The 15831-nt window shown below is 71.2% G+C and carries 14 protein-coding genes; 1 reads left to right on the top strand and 13 read right to left on the bottom strand.

Annotated features, from left to right (window positions below; all coding sequences use genetic code 11):
• Positions 1–62: 62 nt before the first annotated feature.
• The 6 genes from IFY26_RS12365 to IFY26_RS12340 form a co-directional block, all read right to left on the bottom strand.
• On the bottom strand, positions 63–986 hold the full coding sequence (locus IFY26_RS12365) for a glycoside hydrolase family protein (RefSeq protein ID WP_232549308.1): 924 nt from the start codon (positions 984–986) through the stop codon (positions 63–65).
• The gene (locus IFY26_RS12360; protein ID WP_232549307.1) at positions 983–1942 is read right to left on the bottom strand and encodes a carbohydrate ABC transporter permease; all 960 of its coding nucleotides are present in this window, start codon (positions 1940–1942) and stop codon (positions 983–985) included. Before IFY26_RS12360 ends, IFY26_RS12365 begins: the two co-directional genes overlap by 4 nt.
• A 3-nt stretch (positions 1943–1945) precedes the next feature.
• Positions 1946–2884 carry a carbohydrate ABC transporter permease gene (locus IFY26_RS12355; RefSeq protein WP_232549306.1) on the bottom strand — a complete coding sequence of 313 codons (939 nt, stop codon included), beginning with the start codon at positions 2882–2884 and terminating at the stop codon, positions 1946–1948.
• Between the two features lie 17 nt (positions 2885–2901).
• The gene (locus tag IFY26_RS12350; RefSeq protein ID WP_232549305.1) at positions 2902–4197 is read right to left on the bottom strand and encodes an ABC transporter substrate-binding protein; all 1296 of its coding nucleotides are present in this window, start codon (positions 4195–4197) and stop codon (positions 2902–2904) included.
• 249 nt (positions 4198–4446) lie between these two features.
• A complete protein-coding gene (locus IFY26_RS12345; RefSeq protein WP_232549304.1) occupies positions 4447–5223 on the bottom strand; it encodes a VOC family protein in 777 nt (258 codons plus the stop codon).
• 325 nt (positions 5224–5548) lie between these two features.
• On the bottom strand, positions 5549–6298 hold the full coding sequence (locus IFY26_RS12340; RefSeq protein WP_232549303.1) for a helix-turn-helix transcriptional regulator: 750 nt from the start codon (positions 6296–6298) through the stop codon (positions 5549–5551).
• A 65-nt stretch (positions 6299–6363) separates the two neighbouring features.
• Here IFY26_RS12340 and IFY26_RS12335 point away from each other — a divergent pair, with 65 nt between their 5' ends.
• Positions 6364–7083, top strand: coding sequence for a DUF72 domain-containing protein (locus IFY26_RS12335; protein WP_232549302.1), 720 nt, complete (start codon positions 6364–6366; stop codon positions 7081–7083).
• A gap of 29 nt (positions 7084–7112) precedes the next feature.
• Here the strand turns inward: IFY26_RS12335 and IFY26_RS12330 are convergent, their stop codons facing one another.
• The 7 genes from IFY26_RS12330 to IFY26_RS12300 all read right to left on the bottom strand — a co-directional run bounded on the left by IFY26_RS12330 (position 7113) and on the right by IFY26_RS12300 (position 15631).
• Positions 7113–8420: an alpha/beta hydrolase-fold protein gene (locus IFY26_RS12330; protein WP_232549301.1), complete on the bottom strand. Its 1308-nt coding sequence runs from the start codon at positions 8418–8420 to the stop codon at positions 7113–7115.
• Positions 8421–8578: 158 nt separating this feature from the next.
• The gene (locus IFY26_RS12325; RefSeq protein WP_232549300.1) at positions 8579–9658 is read right to left on the bottom strand and encodes an ABC transporter substrate-binding protein; all 1080 of its coding nucleotides are present in this window, start codon (positions 9656–9658) and stop codon (positions 8579–8581) included.
• Between the two features lie 45 nt (positions 9659–9703).
• Positions 9704–11524 carry a siderophore-interacting protein gene (locus IFY26_RS12320; protein ID WP_232549299.1) on the bottom strand — a complete coding sequence of 607 codons (1821 nt, stop codon included), beginning with the start codon at positions 11522–11524 and terminating at the stop codon, positions 9704–9706.
• A 4-nt stretch (positions 11525–11528) separates the two neighbouring features.
• Complete coding sequence (locus tag IFY26_RS12315) at positions 11529–12374, bottom strand: ABC transporter ATP-binding protein (RefSeq protein ID WP_232549298.1); 846 nt, start codon at positions 12372–12374, stop codon at positions 11529–11531.
• Positions 12371–13438 carry a FecCD family ABC transporter permease gene (locus tag IFY26_RS12310; protein ID WP_232549297.1) on the bottom strand — a complete coding sequence of 356 codons (1068 nt, stop codon included), beginning with the start codon at positions 13436–13438 and terminating at the stop codon, positions 12371–12373. Before IFY26_RS12310 ends, IFY26_RS12315 begins: the two co-directional genes overlap by 4 nt.
• 20 nt (positions 13439–13458) lie before the next feature.
• Positions 13459–14523 (bottom strand): FecCD family ABC transporter permease, encoded by a 1065-nt coding sequence (locus IFY26_RS12305; RefSeq protein WP_232549296.1) that lies wholly within the window; start codon positions 14521–14523, stop codon positions 13459–13461.
• Position 14524: 1 nt separating this feature from the next.
• Complete coding sequence (locus IFY26_RS12300; RefSeq protein ID WP_232549295.1) at positions 14525–15631, bottom strand: ABC transporter substrate-binding protein; 1107 nt, start codon at positions 15629–15631, stop codon at positions 14525–14527.
• Positions 15632–15831 lie beyond the last annotated feature (200 nt).

The raw sequence follows: 15831 nt of genomic DNA, 5'->3' as shown, positions 1-15831 counted from the left end.
TCTTTCTACCCTGACGCCCCCCACGTGGGGAGCCGGACGCCATGGTGCCACGCCCTCGAGGCTCAGCTCTCGAACGTGACCGGCACCGGATCGAGCAGTTCACCGACGAAGGCCTCATCCACCATGTCGCTGAAGCCGAGCAGCTTGGGTTCGCCGTCCAGGTCGGTGATGAGCCGCGCCGCATACAGCGACGCGTGGTCGACGCGGCGGGCCCGGTTGACCTCCCACGGCCCGAGCAGGCCGGGCCCGTCCAGCAGCCACATCCCACCCAATTGGCCCGGCGGGTGCAACGCGGGGTTTAGTTCGGGCGTCCCGGTGCAGAAGACGAGGTGGGGGCGTCCGTCGAACTCGGTGTAGGAGAAGACCTCCATCTGCCCGAACTTTCCGGGCTCCGACAAGGGCGGACGCGCCTCCCACGCATCCAGGTCGGCCGACCAGGCGTGCCCCACCACGCCGCGGGAGAACGGCTCGCCGTGGTTGGCGCGGGCCGTGATGAGCATGTGCCAGCCGTCGCCGTCCGGGTCGGCCACCACCCAGGGGTCGCGCCACGCCTCGTCGTGCCACGGGCCACCCAGCTTCTCGTACCAGGCCGCATCGGCCTCGACCAGCGGGGCGTCGCCGAAGCGCTCCCAGTGGATGAGGTCGTCGGAGTCGGCGCGCCCGATGCGCTGCACCAGGCAATCCTCGGCCCGCGAGGCCCCCGTGTAGAACAGGTGGTACCGCCCGGACGGGCCCTGCACCACCGATCCCGTCCACGTGGTGCCGTCGTCCCAGCCCGGCGAGGTGCGGGGGGCGAGGGCGTCCGGGAGCACCTGCCACGTGCGCCAGTCGTCACTCACCGCGTGGCCGATCGAGGGATTCATGTGGCGGGCGTGCGCATCGCCGAGTGACCGGTACGCCTGCAGGTAGAACAGGTGGTGGCGGCCCTCGTCATCGGTGAACGGCCAGGAGTCCCAGACCCAACGGTCCTCCAGACGCAGGCTCACCCCTTCACCCCCGAGCTCGCGATCGAGGAGATGAAGGCGCGCTGGAACATGAGGAACACCAGGATGACGGGAATGGTGATCAGCGACGTGTAGGCCATGATCTGGCCCCACGGCGTCCCCTCGGCCGTGGCGGACGCGAAGAAGTAGCGCATGCCGACCTGGACGGGCCGCATGTTCTCCTGCTGGATGACCAGCAGCGGCCACAGGTAGGAGTTCCACTGGGGCAGGAACGTCAGGATCGCCGACGTCGCGAACGCCGGCCCCGCCAGCGGCGAGATCACCGAGCGGTAGATGCGGAACCAGCCGGCCCCGTCGACGCGCGCCGCCTCGTCGAGTTCCTTGGGAATCGAGCGGTAGTACTGCGTGAACAAGAAGATGGAGAACGCGTTGGCGATGAACGGGATGATCAGCACCTCGTAGCTGTTCGCCCAGCCCATGCGCAGCGCGAAGCCGTCGGAGTGAAGCACCACCCGCGGCAGATTGGACACGAGGTACACCATCGGGATCGCGAACGTCTCGAAGGGGACGATCAGCGTCGCGATGATGATGCCCAACAGGACGCCGCGTCCGCGGAAGTTCAGGCGCGCCAGGGCGAACCCGGCCATCGAGTTGACGATGAGCCCGAGCACCACGATCGAGACGGTGACCACCGTCGAGACCCAGAAGAACTGCCCCACCGGCACGCGGTCGAAGACGCCGGCGTAGTTGTCGAGCGACAGGTCACCGACGGGCAGGAACGCCCGCCAGCTCGTCAGGTCGGCCAGGATCTGGTCGCGCGGCTTGAAGCTCGAGCTGATCATGAACAACAGCGGCAGAACGAACGTGACCGCGAGCAGCACGAGCGGGATGTAGGTCCAGGGATTGCCCTTGTCGGTACCCGAGGACCGCAGCGGCCGCGTGGGCGGCTTGGCGGCTGCGGCTGCGGTGGTCGCCGGGGTGGGAGCGTTGGAACTCATGGCTCAGTCCTCCTTGGTGAGGGCCCGCTGCAGCAGCGTGACGGCCAGGACGATGATGAAGAAGATGAGGCTCAGCGCCGAGCCGTAGCCGACGTCGCCGCGTCCCGAACCCATCTGGATGATGTGGTACACGAGCGTCGTGGTGGCGTTGGCAGGGCCACCGCTGGTCATGACGTCGATCTGGGTGAACAGGGAGAACGCCGCGATCGTGATCGTGATGAAGATGAACACGAACGTCGGCCGCAGCCCGGGGATGGTGACGTTCCAGAACTGCTGCCACCGGCTCGCGCCGTCCAGCGAGGCCGCCTCGTAGAGATCGTGGTTGATGGTCTGCAGGCCCGAGAGCCACAGGATCATGTGGAAGCCGACCCCCTGCCAGATCGACATGACGATGACCGCCGGGAGCGCCGTGGTCGGGTCGTTGAGCCAGTCGACGTTGAACCCGAAGATGGCGTTGATGAGCCCGTCCTGCTGGTACATGAACCGCCACAGCATCGCCACGACCACCATCGACGTCACCACGGGCATGAAGAACATCACCCGGAAGGCCGTGATGCCGCGCAGCTTCTGGTTGACGAGCAGGGCCAGTGCCAGGCCGAGCCCACCCTGCACGGGCACGACCACCAGGACGAACACGGCGATGTTGCGCAGGCCGGCCCAGAACGTCGGGTCGGCGGTGAGGGCACGCACGAACTGCGCGAGCCCGACGAACTCGGGGGCGAAGTCGGCGCCCAGCCGGGCGTTGGTGAAGCCCAGGGCAAAGCTCATGATGACGGGGACGATGAGGAAGACGGTCAGCAACACCACGGCCGGGGCGAGGAACAGGTAGGCCGCGCGGCGCTCCTGGGCGTTGATGGACGACGCGCCGCGCCCGGGGGTCGCTGCGGTACCGCGGGCCGGTGCGGCGCCAGCGGCGCGGGAAGGGTGGACGGTGGATGACATGGCGGGGCTCCTCTCGGTCACCGGTTGTACCGGGCGGCGTTGATGTCGGCGTCGATCTCGCGGACGGACTGGTCGAGCACCTGCTCGGGGTCCTCCCCGGCGACGAGGTTCTGGAACTGCTGCTGGAACACCTGGCTGATGACGGGGTAGGCCGGCGTCACGGGTCGGACGAGGCCGAACTGCTCCGACATGGGTGTCAGGAACTCCAGGGGCTCTCCGGGCCCGTAGTAGCCGGACGTCGTGAGCTCCGCCGCGGTGGTGGTGGCCGGGATCAGCGAGGTAACGTCGGAGAACTGGGCGATGTAGCGGTCCTGCATCGAGAAGCGCAGGTACTCCAGGGCGCCCTCGCGCTGCCGGTCGGTGCAGGTTCGCGTCAGGCCGTACTGCCACGAGCCGACGCCGACCTTGGGTCCGTCGCCGAAATCGGGCGGGGGCAGGACGAGCAGGTCGTCGCCGAACTCGGTGTAGTTCTGGAGGTAACCCCAGTTGCCGCTGTACTGGATCGCCACCCGCTCGTTGCGGAATTCGGTGCGGTCCTGGGCGTTCGAGCGCGGGGCCAGGCCGGAGTCGAACTGGTTCTGGAACCATTCCGCGAAGGCGAGCGACTCCGGGCTGTTGAGCACGCCGTCGGCGCTGGCGTAGGTGTTCCGGTCGACGAGGTCCCCGCCGAAGCTCTGCAACAACGGGGAGAACGCGTAGGTGTACCACTCGGACTGGTCGCTGGGCCCCCAGTCGACCGCGTGGTCGAACTGGCCCGAATCCTGGATGCGGCGCAGCGCGTCGTCGAACTCGCTCGCCGTCCACGGCTGCTCCACCGTCGGGATGCGGATGTCGAGCCCCTCGAGCACCGAGCGGCGCGAGAACATGACGGTCGTGGCGTCCCAGTAGCCCACCGTGTAGATCTCGTCGTTGTAGCGGCCCACCGTGGAGGGCAGGAAGTTCGCGACGTCGCTCTCCGTCAACCCCGACGGCACGAGCCAGCCGTTCCACGCCCAGTTGGGCATGATCGGGCCGTCCACGTCGAGAATGCAGGGCAGGTCGTTGGACGCCGCCGCCCCCTGCACCGAGGTGTTGTAGGCGTCCTGCGGGAAGTCCTGGCGGACGACCTCGTAGGCGTCCGTGGAGGCGTTGTAGTCGTCGATGATCTGCGAAATCACCTCCATCTCACCCTCGTTGCCGGCGGAATGGGTCCACAAGGTGATGGGGACGGGGCCGGTGCCGTCCCACCCGTCACGGTCCTGGCTGCTGCATGCGCTGCCCGCGACAGCGAGCGCGGCGGCCATCGCAACGACTCCGATCGTGCGTCTGTTCATCGGCGTTCCTCCTGGGAGCTGGTCATTGCTCGGGGAACCGGGGCATCCGCCTCGGGGGGTGATGAAAACGCTACGCCGAGCGACGCTCGTTGGTAAATCGTTTGAGCAGACCGTTACGGTTTCGTTATCCCAGCCCCGGTTGGGTCCAGGCCTGGGGGTCTCCGGGGCCCCTGGACGTGACATTTGGACCCGAGGTTGTGGCGCCATGGCGCCACAACCTCGGGTCCAAATGCCCGATCACCCGTGCGATCAGGCGCCGGCCGCCTCGCTCGGTGAGATCACCATGAAGCTCGCCCCGGGGGGGTCAGCGACGGCGGCGAGGCGTCCGAACGGGGAGTCGTCCGGGCCGTCCAGCACCGTGCCGCCGAGTTCGCGCACCCGATCGAGCGTCGCGTCACACTGCTCCACGACGAAGTACGCGCGCCACCCCGCTTCGGGGCCGTTCCCACCGGCGCCGCCGCCGATGCCGAAGCTGGCCTCCTCGGCGGGGCCGGCGGTCGCGTACTCGGCGGCGTCCATGCCCATCGGCACCATCGTCACCTCGAACACCGTGCTGTAGAACTCCAGCGCCACCTCGTAGTCGCTGGTCATCAGCTCGAACCAGGCGGGCGTCCCGGGCTTTCCGGAGAAGACGAACCCCTCGATCTCAGCCCCCTGCCACAACCCCACGGCGGCGCCCGTCGGGTCGAGCAGCACCGCGTGGCGCCCGGCGCCCCCGGCATCCGTCGGTGCCATCACCTCCGTCGCCCCGGCCCCGAGCGCTCGGGCGAAGGTGGCGTCGATGTCGTCCGTGCCCAGGAACACGCTCCAACTGCTGGGGATCTGATCCCCCGCGGGGCACGTCATACCCGTCACGTCCATGCCGCCGGCCACGAGGTCACCCCCCGCGGTGATCATGTGGTAGTGCCCCATCTCCTCGCCGCTGTCGGTCAGCTCCCACCCAAAGAGCTGCTCGTAGAAGGCCTTGCTGGCCGCAAAGTCGGTCGAACCGAAATCCACCCACACGGGCTGGCCAAGTGTCGTCATGACGTTCTCTCCTTGTTTGTCGGTCTGAGCTTGTTGATCTGAGCTTGCTGGTCTGGCACGCCCAACGCTACGGAGCCGCCGGCCGCCAGGTTTGTCCGATCCTGCGCTCCTTTCGACCCCACGTGGCGCACCCCAACGTCACTTGGCGTACCCCATTACCACGTGGCGCAGCGCAGCTCACTTGGCGTGCCGTGTAGGGCCCTCCACGTGAGCTCCACTGCGCCACGTGCGCCTCAAGTCCGCCGCGTGAGCACCAAGTGCGCCACGTGAGACCGAAGCGCGCCACGTGCGTCCGACGCGCCACTCCGGACGCCCCGAGGGCCATTCACTCCGGACGCCACAGGCTCGGCAACGCGGTCAGGATCGGCACGGTCGAGTTCGCCGGGGAGAAGCGCAGCGTCACCGCGCACGGCGCCACAATCGGCTGGGGGTGCACCGCCACGATCAACCGGCTGGGCGCGATCTGCTCCGCCGGATCCGCGCCGGCGGGCAGCACGTTCGCCAGCAACCACGGGTACCCCGGGCACAGCGGGATCTCGACGTCGACGGCCGCGTCCAGCAGCACCCCTCCGCGCGGGACGCCGAGCGGCGCCGGTTGGGCGAACCAGCCGGCCCAGATCTGGACGTCCCGGGATGGGCGCACGGCGTCCGGCACCACCATGCGCACCCGGACGCCCGGCTGCCCGGGGTCACCGAGGCGGAACGGACGCAGCGGGGCGTCCGCCAACCGGGCGGCGAGCTGACGCATCTGGGCCGGCGGCACCCCGACCGTGGCCCGGAACCGCCGCGCGAAGCTCGACAGCGAGTCGAACCCGACCGCGGTGGCCACGTCGATCACCGGATCGGTGCCCGCCAGCAGCAGCCGCTTGGCCGCGTCCATGCGCAGCACCGTCAGGTACTGGCCGGGCGACATCGGAAGCACGGCGGAGAACAGCCGCGAGAAATGGAACGGGCTGTAACCGGCCGCGTCCGCCAGGTCGCCCACCGTGATCCCCTCGGTGGCCCGTTCGCGCGCCAGCGTCAGTACTGTGCCCAGGGCGGACGCCTCAAGCGCGGGGCTGTGCCGTGGGGTCACCCGTTGATGCTAACCCCGCGCCCCGTGGGCGTGAACCCCCGGGCCGATCGGCGTACGGTCAGGCCATGGGCACCTGGATCGGCACGTCGGGATGGTCCTACGACCACTGGAACGATGTGCTGTACCACGGCTGCACCCCGCGCGGCCGGCTCGCCCGCTATGCCGAGGCCTTCGCCACCGTCGAGCTCAACGCCAGCTTCTATCGGTGGCCCCGCGACGCCAGCTTCACCTCGTGGCAGCAGCGCCTGCCCCAGGGGTTCCGGCTGACGGTCAAAGCCCCGCGCGCCCTCACCCACGCGCGCCGGCTGGCCGAACCCGAGTACTGGGTGGGCCGCATCACTGCCGCCTGGGACAGGCTGTACGACAAGCGCGGCATGCTGCTCGTGCAGCTGCCGCCCGATCTCGAGCGGGATGACGCCCGCCTCGACCACTTCCTCGGCCTCCTGCCGTGGTGGGTGCCGGCCGCCGTGGAGTTCCGGCACCCGTCCTGGGTGTGCCACGACGTGTTCGCCCTGCTGGAACGGCGCCGCGCGAGCTACGTCGTGATGTCCGGCGCCGGGCTGCCGTGTGTGCTGCGCGCCACGGGCCAGGCGGTGTACGTCCGCCTCCACGGCCCCGACGATCACTGGCTCTACGGCGGTTCGTACACCGACGACGACCTCCGCTGGTGGGCCGACCGGATCCGCGAATGGGAGGCCCAGGGCCGCGATGTGTACGCCTACTTCAACAACGACGGTGACGGCAACGCCGTCCGCGACGCCCGGACGCTGCGCTCGTTCCTCTGAATCACCCCGGACGCCGCGGGCGGCGGCCCTCAGGAGGGACGCAGCGCCTCGGCCAGCGGCCCGACCAGGCCCGCCCGCCAACAGGCCCAGTCGTGTCCGCCCTCGAACGGCGTCAACGACACCCTGCGGCCCGCCCGGCGGTCGTCGTCGTGCAGCGCGCGGTGCATTCCCCGCGCATGGTCGAGCATGTCGCCCTCGTAGGTGCCCGCCTGCAGCGCGATCGAGCGCCAGCCGGGCGCCGCCAGGAGCGGCTCGGCCATCCCGAAACGCCACAGTGACGGGGACTGCGCGATCGCGTGCCGCACCTGGCCCTCGCCCAGCGCGAGGGCCCAGAGGGCGGCGATCCCGCCCAGGCTCTGGCCGGCGACGACGGTCGCGTCGCCGGCAGGATCCACGTCGAACTCGGCCCGCACGCGGGGCAACACGCGCTCCAGCACCGCGTCCACGAGCCCGCCGGGGACGCCGAGCCGGCCCCACCGCGCGTCCACGTCACCGGAGTCCACCATCACCACGTGCAGGGGCGCGATGACGCCGGCCGCCACCGCGCGGCCGATCAGGTCTGGCACTGTGTGCCGCCAGACGTCGCCGTCGAACAACACGAGCAGGGGCGTCCGCGTGGCCGAGCGCGGTGCCAGCACCCACAGCCGGTCCACTCCCGAGTCGCCCGGCACGTCCAGTTCGACGAGCGGTGAGGCATCACCCGCTCCTGCCGCCCCCTTCCGCCGTCCGCCCGCGGCAACGGGACGCAAGGGAGCGGGCGGCGCGGGCCGCACGGGCGCGGGCCACAGGGGCGGCGCGTACGGACCCGCCGCCACCGACGACGGGGTGTCGCGCGAGCCGACCACCGCGTCCGGGCAGCGCTCGTCCGGGCGCGCCACGGTCATTGCTGCGAGGATCACCGGACGCCTTCCCTGCGCGAGCCGCCACGGGGGCGGCGACGCCTCGGTGTGGACGGCGATCCGGTAGGACGTGCGCAGCGCCGACGGCAGGCGCAGGCAGAGGGTCCACAGGTCGGAGCCGGCCAACCGCGTCAGCTCGGCCCGGGACACATCGGCGTGGTCGAACACCGGATTGGTCCACAGCAGCACCGCGTGCGCATCGGGCGCGACGACCAGCCACGTCCACCGCGCCCACCCCGGGTCGGCCGGCTCCCGGACGATCACCGGGTTGGCCGACCCGAGCGCCTCCTCGGCCAACGCTGCGCGCTCGGCCTCCGTGGCGGACGCCCACGCCCGCTCCAGCCAACCCACCACCCGCTCCGCGGTGCGCTCGTCGCGCGCGCCGGCAGGACGCCCCTCCGCGTGCACGGTGCCGAAGCGGTCACGCCACGCCGTCACCGGCCGATCGGCACCCGGCCGATCCGCACCCGGCCGATCCGCACCTGGGCGGTCAGCACCCCGTCCGTCAACACCCGGCCCGTCAGCACCCGGTCCGTCAACACCCGGCCCGTCAACACCGGGCCGACCACGGGCGGGCCGCGCCGGGCGCGCGGGACTCACTGGTCGACGGCCTGGGAACCGAAATCGGCGAGGGTCTCCACCAGCCACGGCGCGCTCTGCTGCCGCAGGCCCCAGGCGAACGAATTCGTGCCGTCCTCGCCCGCCTCGTTGACCACGGCCCGGCCCTCGGCGAACGCGGGCACGCTCCGCAGCAGCGGCGACTCGATGAAGTAGGCGTGGTCCTCGGTGCCGACAAGGCTTACGAGCAGAAAATCGGCCTCGATGGAACCGACGAGTTCTTGGCTGACCACGTCGTCCTCGCCGAACTGCGCGGCGGCGTCCGGCAGGGTGAACCCGAGCGCCTCGAGCAGCGCCGCCGAGTCGCTGCCGGGGGTGGAGTCGTAGGCGGCGCCGTACTGCTCCTCGTAGACGACCACGTGGGCGGCGCTGTGGCCGGCGAACTCGGGGTGGGCCGCGGCGGCCGCGCTGATCCGCTGCTCGGCGTCGTCGACGACACCGTCGGCCGCCTCGGACAGGTCGAGCACCTCGCCGACCTCGCGCGTCATCTCCTGCCACGTCAGCGCCTCGCTCTCCGCATACAGCACCGGTGCGATGGCCGAGAGCTGCTCGAACCGCTGCGGCGTCATGTCGTAGGCGTCCATCGCGACGATGAGATCCGGATCGACCGCGGCGACCTGCTCGGCCGAGACCTCGTCGGCCGCCGAGGAGGACCACCGCTCCTCGATGCCCGCCGTGAGCGTCTCGTCGAGCCACGGGTTCCGCTCGATCGTGGACGGCGCCAGCACCGGGACGACCCCCAGCGCCAGCAGGGCGTCGGTGTCGACGGTCGCGGCGGAGATCACGGCCACCCGCTCGGGCCGCTGCGCCACCGCGGTCTCCCCGAAGGGCGAGGCGAGCGTGAGGGGGTAGGACGTCGTCCCCTCCCCCGCCGGGAGCGCCACGCCCCCGGACGACGCGCGTGGGGCGTCCGATTGAGATTGCTGGGGTGTCGGCGCGGCGGGGTCGGCGTCACCCGACGCGCACCCGGAGGCGACCAGAGCGGTCACCAGGGTGGTCGCCAGCGCGGCGAGGATGCGGGTCGGGCGAACGCGCCCGCGGGTGTTCAGGAGGGACATGACAAGCCTTTCAGGAAGGGTGGTGGAACTGCGGTGAGGACGCCGTCACGGACGGGCGACGTAGAGGGCGTCCCCCCAGCCGACGGTCGTGCGTTGCGGCTCGGGCAGCCCGGCCGCGCCGAACAAGGCGAGGATCTCGTCGTGGGTTCGCGCGCCTGCGCCGTGGAGCGCGAAGCCGACGAGGTCCTGCTCCAGGTCGTGGTCGTCGGCCCGGTCCTCGTCGAGGGGGTCGCAGAGCAGCAGCAGGACGCCGCCGGGCGACAGCCGTTCCGCCGCCCTGGCCAAGGTGTGCGCCGCGTCGGCGTCCGGCAGCTCGCCCAGCACGTCCACGAGCAGCACGGCGTCGACGGACGGGCCCGCCTCGCTGACGGCCCCGGGGGCGAAGCGGACGCGCGGGTGACCGCCGTGGATGCGTTCCAGGGTGGGCACGTCGGACGCCGCGGCGACGACGGTGACCTCGACGCCCTCGCGCGCCCGCACGATCGCTTCGGCGAAACTGCCGGCACCCCGCCCGCTGATCTCGACACAGGCCGCGTCGCGCAAGGCCTCGGCGGTGCCGATCGGCGACGCCACGTACCGCGCGGTGTCGGCGTCGATCTCGAGCTCGGTGGCCCGGGCGGCCGCATCCGCGCCGAACAGGCGGCGCGCGGCGGCGTCGTCCCACCGGTCGGGCCGGCCCAGCACGGCGGGCAGGAGAGAGACGGCGGCCGCGAGGTCCCGCGCCGCGGGGCCGGTCAGCGCCAGGTCCTCCTCGGTTTCCTCGTCGTCCAGCTCGCGGCCCAGGTCGGTCAGGCTCCAGCGTCCGGCGTCCGCCCGGACGACGTCGAGGGCAGCCAGGTAGCGCAGCAGCTTGCCGAGGCCGACCTCGCTGGCGCCGCACGCGTCCGCCAGCTCCGCGACGGTCCGGCTGCCCGCGCCGAGGGTGGTGCCCACACGCAGCGACGCCGCGACCCGGAGGGCCACCGCCGGCATGAGATCGATCAGCTCGTGGAAGCGGTTCGCCGGTGACGCCTCCTCGGGCTCGGGCCTCCCCGGGTCGGCGTCCGGCCCGGCCGTCTCCTGCCGGCGCCAGTAGCCGGTCACCTCCACTTGCGATCGGTCGAGCCCGCGCTCGGTGCGCAACCACCGGCGGATCGGGGTGAGCGTCAGCGCCTCGCCGGCGACCCAGGCGAACACGCGCCCCTCCCACCACGGCGCCCGCGCCACAGCGTCGAGCAGCAGCGTGGTGGAGCCGGCCTCAGCACCCCCGCGGCTCAGCCACGTCACCTCCACCCCGTCGGGGACGGGCAGCTCCTGGCGGTGCTCATCCTCGGCGATTTCGATGAACACCTGAGCCCGGGCACCGGTCGGCCACTCCTCCAGCCACCGCCCGATGGCGGGCAGCGCCGTCTCGTCGCCGGCGATCAGCACCCAGTCCACCCCCTCGGGGTGGGGCGAGGACGACTTGGGCCCGGCGATGTGCACGGTCTCCCCGGGCCGGACGCGGCGGGCCCAGGTGGTGGCCGGGCCGACCCCGTGCTGCACGAAGTCGACATCGATCTCGCCGGCCTCCGCATCCCAGCGACGCACCGTGTAGGTCCGCATGACCAGATGCGGGTCGCCACGCGGCCAGTCGAGGTGCCCGTCCGCCTGCGTCGGGACGACCGGCTCGGCGGCGTCCGGGTGCTTGAGGATGATCTTGAACTCATCATCGAAGCCGTCGGACCGGAAGGCGGCGACGGGCATCCCGTTGGGCGCGGTGTGGGCCGCGAGGGCCGGGCCGCCAAGCGTCACGCGGCGCATGCCGCTGGTCACGTCGGCGATGCGGAGCACCTCCAGGGCTCGCGTCGTGATGGCGAACGCCTCGTAGGGGCGGGATGAGGACATGGGTTCAGTCCTTTCTGATGGAGGGGCTGGCGAGGGAGCCGACGCGCCCGCCACCGCGGGGATCGAGCGGAACGACGGACGGCGTGGTGGTGACGGGATCGGGGACGACGAGGGCGCGCAGGCCGAAAACGGACTCGACGAGCTCGGCGGTGACGATGTCGGCGGGGGGGCCGCTGCACACGACCTGTCCGTCGTGCATCACGATGAGGTGGGACGCGTACCGCGCAGCCTGGTTGAGGTCGTGCAGCACGGTCACGACGGTCTTGCCGTCGTCGTTGAAGCTGCGGAGCAGCTCGAGCAGGTCGTACTGGTGGGCGATGTCGAGGAAGGACGTCGGCTCGTCCAGCAGCATGATCGGCGTCTCCTGGGCCAACAGCATGGCGATCCAGACGCGCTGGCGTTGCCCCCCGGAGAGCTCGTCGACGAGCCGGCCGGAGAGGTCGCCCACGCGGGTCACGTCCAGCGCGGCTCTCACGGCGGCCTCGTCCGAGGCCCGCCACTGATGGAACAGCGACTGGTACGGCGAGCGGCCCCGGGCTACGAGGTCGGCGACCCGGATGCCGTCCGGCGCCAGCGAGGTCTGCGGCAGCAGTCCGATCCGGCGGGCCACCTCCTTCGACGGCTGGGTGTGGATCGCCGTGCCGTCGAGCAGCACCTTGCCGAGCGAGGGTCGCAGGACGCGCGCGAGGGCGCGCAGCAGCGTCGACTTGCCACACCCGTTCGGGCCAATGATCGCCGTGAACGAGCCGTCGGGGATGGCCACGGACAGGTCCTCGCAGACCAGCCGCCCGTCATAACCGATCGAGGTGCCCCGCGTCTCGAGACGGGGCGGACGCGTCGCGTCGTTCACCGGACCACTCCTGCCTGCCTGCGCGATTCCCGGATGAGCAGGCCGATGAGGTAGAGGCCGCCGACGCACACGGTGACCAGGCCGACCGGGACCGGGCGGTTGGCGTGGGCCAGTACCAGCGACACCAGCTGGGCCGCGGCCAGCAGGGCGGCGCCCATGGCCGCCGAGGCCACGAGGTTCACCCCGGCGGTGCCCGTCAACCGCCGGGCCAGTTGGGGGGCGACCAGCGAGATGAACCCGATGGGCCCGGCCGCAGCGGTGACCAACGCCGTCGTGGCCACGCCCACGACCATGAGGCCCAGGCGCACCCCGCCGACCCGGACGCCCTGGGTGGCCGCCGTGTCGTCGCCCAGTTCGAGCGTGCGGAGCTGGGGTGCCAGGGCGGTGCAGGCCGCGACGATGAGCGCCATGACCACGAGCGAGGGGACGAGGCTCGACCAGCTCACCCGGCTGATGGAGCCGGCGCTCCAGAAGCCGACGACCATGGCCTCGCGCACGTCGGCGCGCGTGATCAGATAGCTGTTCACCGAGCCGAGCATGGCCGACACCGCGATGCCGACGACGATGAGACGGAAACCCTGCACGCCGCCGCGGCGCGCCAACAGGTACACCACGATCGCGGTGACGAGGCCGCCCCCGATCGCGACGGCCGCGATCGTCCAGTAGTCGCGGACGCCCAGCACCAGCATGGTCACCACGACCGCGGTGTAGGAGCCGGCGTCGAAGCCGATGATGTCGGGGGACCCGAGCGGGTTGCGCGTCAGCGACTGAAAGATGGCACCCCCCACGCCGAGCATGGCGCCGAAGGCGACGGCCGCGACAACGATCGGCATGCGCCACTCCAGCACGACCATAGCGGTGAAGTCGTCGGCGCGCCCGGTCAGCGCCCGGGCCACCTCGCCGACGGTCAGCGGGTAGTCCCCGAGGAACACGGCGGCGAACGCGGCCGCGACGGCGACAAGCAGCAACAGCGTCGCGCAGACCACCACGCGGGCCTCCACGCGGCACGAGAACAGGCCGGTGCGCAGGGTCCAGGTGCGGCGGCCGAAGTCGAGGGGGGTCACGGGCGTGCTCACAGGGGCGCTCACAGTCCACTGACCTTCCGACGCCGCACCAGCGCGATCAGGACGGGTGCGCCGACGACGGCGGTGACGATGCCGACCTCCATCTCACCCGGGCGGGCCAGGATGCGCCCGAGGACGTCGGCGCCGAGCAACAGCACGGGGGCCGCCAGGGCGGTCATCGCGATGATCCAGCGCTGGTCGGGCCCCACGAACCACCGCACGACGTGCGGCACCATGAGCCCGACGAAGCCGATGCCGCCGGTGAGGGCGGTCGCGCCTCCGGCGAGCAGGGTGACGGCCAGCAGCCCGAGGACGCGCGTCCGGACGACGCTGGTGCCCAGCGCGGCGGCGAGATCGTCACCCAGCGCGACGGCGTTCAGGGATCCGGAGAGCAGCACCGCGACCAGCAGACCCGCGAGCAGGAACGGCGCCACCGTGAGCGTGTCGTCCAGCCCCGTCCGGGCGATCGACCCGAGCCCCCAGTTCCGCACCTGGCGAAAGGTGTCCTCGTCGATCAGCGTGAGGAACGTCGACACCCCGTTGAGGACGGCCCCCAGGGCCACCCCGGCGAGGACCAGCGTCACCGGCGACGCACTGCGGCTGGCTGCACCGATGAGGTACACCACGACGGTGGCGGCCACGGCCCCCAGGAACGCCCACCAGATGTAACCGCGGATGCCGGTGAGGCCGAACACCCCGACACCAACCGTGACGGCGAAGCCGGCGCCCGCGTTGACCCCCAGAATCCCAGGATCGGCCAGCGGGTTGCGCGTGAGGGCCTGGATGAGGGCCCCCGAGACGCCCAGCGCGGATCCGACGAGGACGCCGAGCAGCGTGCGGGGCAGGCGCTGCGTCCACACGATGATGGAGGCCTCGCTGGCATCCGGCCGCACCAAGCCCTGCCAGACCTCGTCGAGCGGCAGCGGGTTGGCGCCGAACGCCACGCTCGCGGCGACGGCGAGCACGAGCGCCGCGAGGGCGGTGAGGACACCCACTATCCGGCGCATGCGCAGGCGCCGGCCGCCGTCCGAGCCGTGGCTCCCGCGCTCGTCCGGACGCACCGCCGCGCTCGCCAGCACGGTCACGTCACCCCTGCGCTGCGCTGACGATATGGGGGGCCAGCTGTTCGGCCGCCCACACCCCCGACAGCGGTCCGCTGCGGGCCAGCGCCCACGGCACGTTGCCCTCGTACTCCTGGCCGTCGATGGTGAAGCTCTGCCGGCCGTCCGAGGTGGCGTTGTTCACGATGTGGACGAGCCGGCCGTCCTGAACCGCCGGCAGCGCCTGGAACAGCGGCTGATCCGTGACAGTCGCGGCATGGCCGTCGGAATTGTCCGAGAACAGAATCACATCGGCGTCGATGGCGCTGATGAGCTCTTGGCTGATCTCCTGGCGGTACTGCAGCCCGGAGGCACCGGCCGGTACGGCGAAGCCCATCTGCTCGAAGACGCGGGCCACCGCGCTTCCCTGCGACGAGTGGTACTGCAGGCCGCCTTCCTCGCCGTAGTAGACGACGTAGCTGAGGGTGCGGCCCTGCAGCTCGGGATGATCGGAACGGAAGGTGGCGAAGAACTCCTCCTCGGCATCGAGCGCCGTCTGGGCCGCCTGGGACAGGTCGAGGGTCTGGCCGAGGCGAGCCAGGAGATCCGGCCAGTCCGTGGCGCGCGTCTGCTCGGAGGCAGACTCGCCCGAATCGAGCACTGGCGCGATCGAGCTGAGCCGGTCATAGGTGTCGGTCAGGTCGCCGAGGGCAATGATGAGATCGGGATCGGCCGCCGCGATCTGCTCGAAGGGCAGGGTGCCGTCGTTCATGACGAACCTGTCGGGTATGGGCTCACCGAGCGCTTGTTCGAGCCACACGTCGGTGGTGTACTCACTCGCCAGGGCCGGGGTGACGCCGATCGCGGCGAGCGCCTGCGCGTCATCCTGGGATCCGGTGACCGCTGCGATGCGGGCTGGACGCTCGGTCAGCGTCGTCGTACCCCACTGCGTGGTCAGTTCCAGGGGGTATCGGGTCACTCCCTCGGCCGCTGGCAGCAAGCTGGCGTCCGCCGCGGCGCTGGTGGTGGCCTCAGTGGCCGATTCACCCCCCGTCGACGTGGGCGTCGACGCGGTGCCGCAGCCCGCCAACGTCACCGCGATCCCTGCCGCGAACATCTTGATCCCGACGCGCCGGGACACCTGGACCTTCACCGTCTCCTCCTTCGCGGGGTGGCACCCGCCAACCCGTCACGCCCCCACCTACAGGCCAGCTTAGGTTAGCCTAACCTAACGTGCACACGGCCTGTGTCCGGCCTCTGGCCTGCTCCGGGGCTCGAAACGCGGCAGACTTGCGAAACCCCACCATTTACAAAATGCAGATGACACCATTTTCGCATGGGTTAGGGCAGCCT

It is taken from the genome of Propioniciclava soli (genome assembly GCF_014858005.1).
GTDB lineage: Bacteria > Actinomycetota > Actinomycetes > Propionibacteriales > Propionibacteriaceae > Propioniciclava > Propioniciclava soli.
This window is presented reverse-complemented; position numbering and strand designations above follow the sequence as displayed.

Excerpts from the sequence above, each read along its gene's own strand:
- IFY26_RS12350 (WP_232549305.1), bottom strand. The coding sequence starts at position 4,197 with ATGAACAGACGCACGATCGGAGTCGTTGCGATGGCCGCCGCGCTCGCT.
- IFY26_RS12360 (WP_232549307.1), bottom strand. The coding sequence starts at position 1,942 with ATGAGTTCCAACGCTCCCACCCCGGCGACCACCGCAGCCGCAGCCGCC.
- IFY26_RS12325 (WP_232549300.1), bottom strand. The coding sequence starts at position 9,658 with ATGTCCCTCCTGAACACCCGCGGGCGCGTTCGCCCGACCCGCATCCTC.
- IFY26_RS12345 (WP_232549304.1), bottom strand. The coding sequence starts at position 5,223 with ATGACGACACTTGGCCAGCCCGTGTGGGTGGATTTCGGTTCGACCGAC.
- IFY26_RS12320 (WP_232549299.1), bottom strand. The coding sequence starts at position 11,524 with ATGTCCTCATCCCGCCCCTACGAGGCGTTCGCCATCACGACGCGAGCC.
- IFY26_RS12355 (WP_232549306.1), bottom strand. The coding sequence starts at position 2,884 with ATGTCATCCACCGTCCACCCTTCCCGCGCCGCTGGCGCCGCACCGGCC.
- IFY26_RS12335 (WP_232549302.1), top strand. The coding sequence starts at position 6,364 with ATGGGCACCTGGATCGGCACGTCGGGATGGTCCTACGACCACTGGAAC.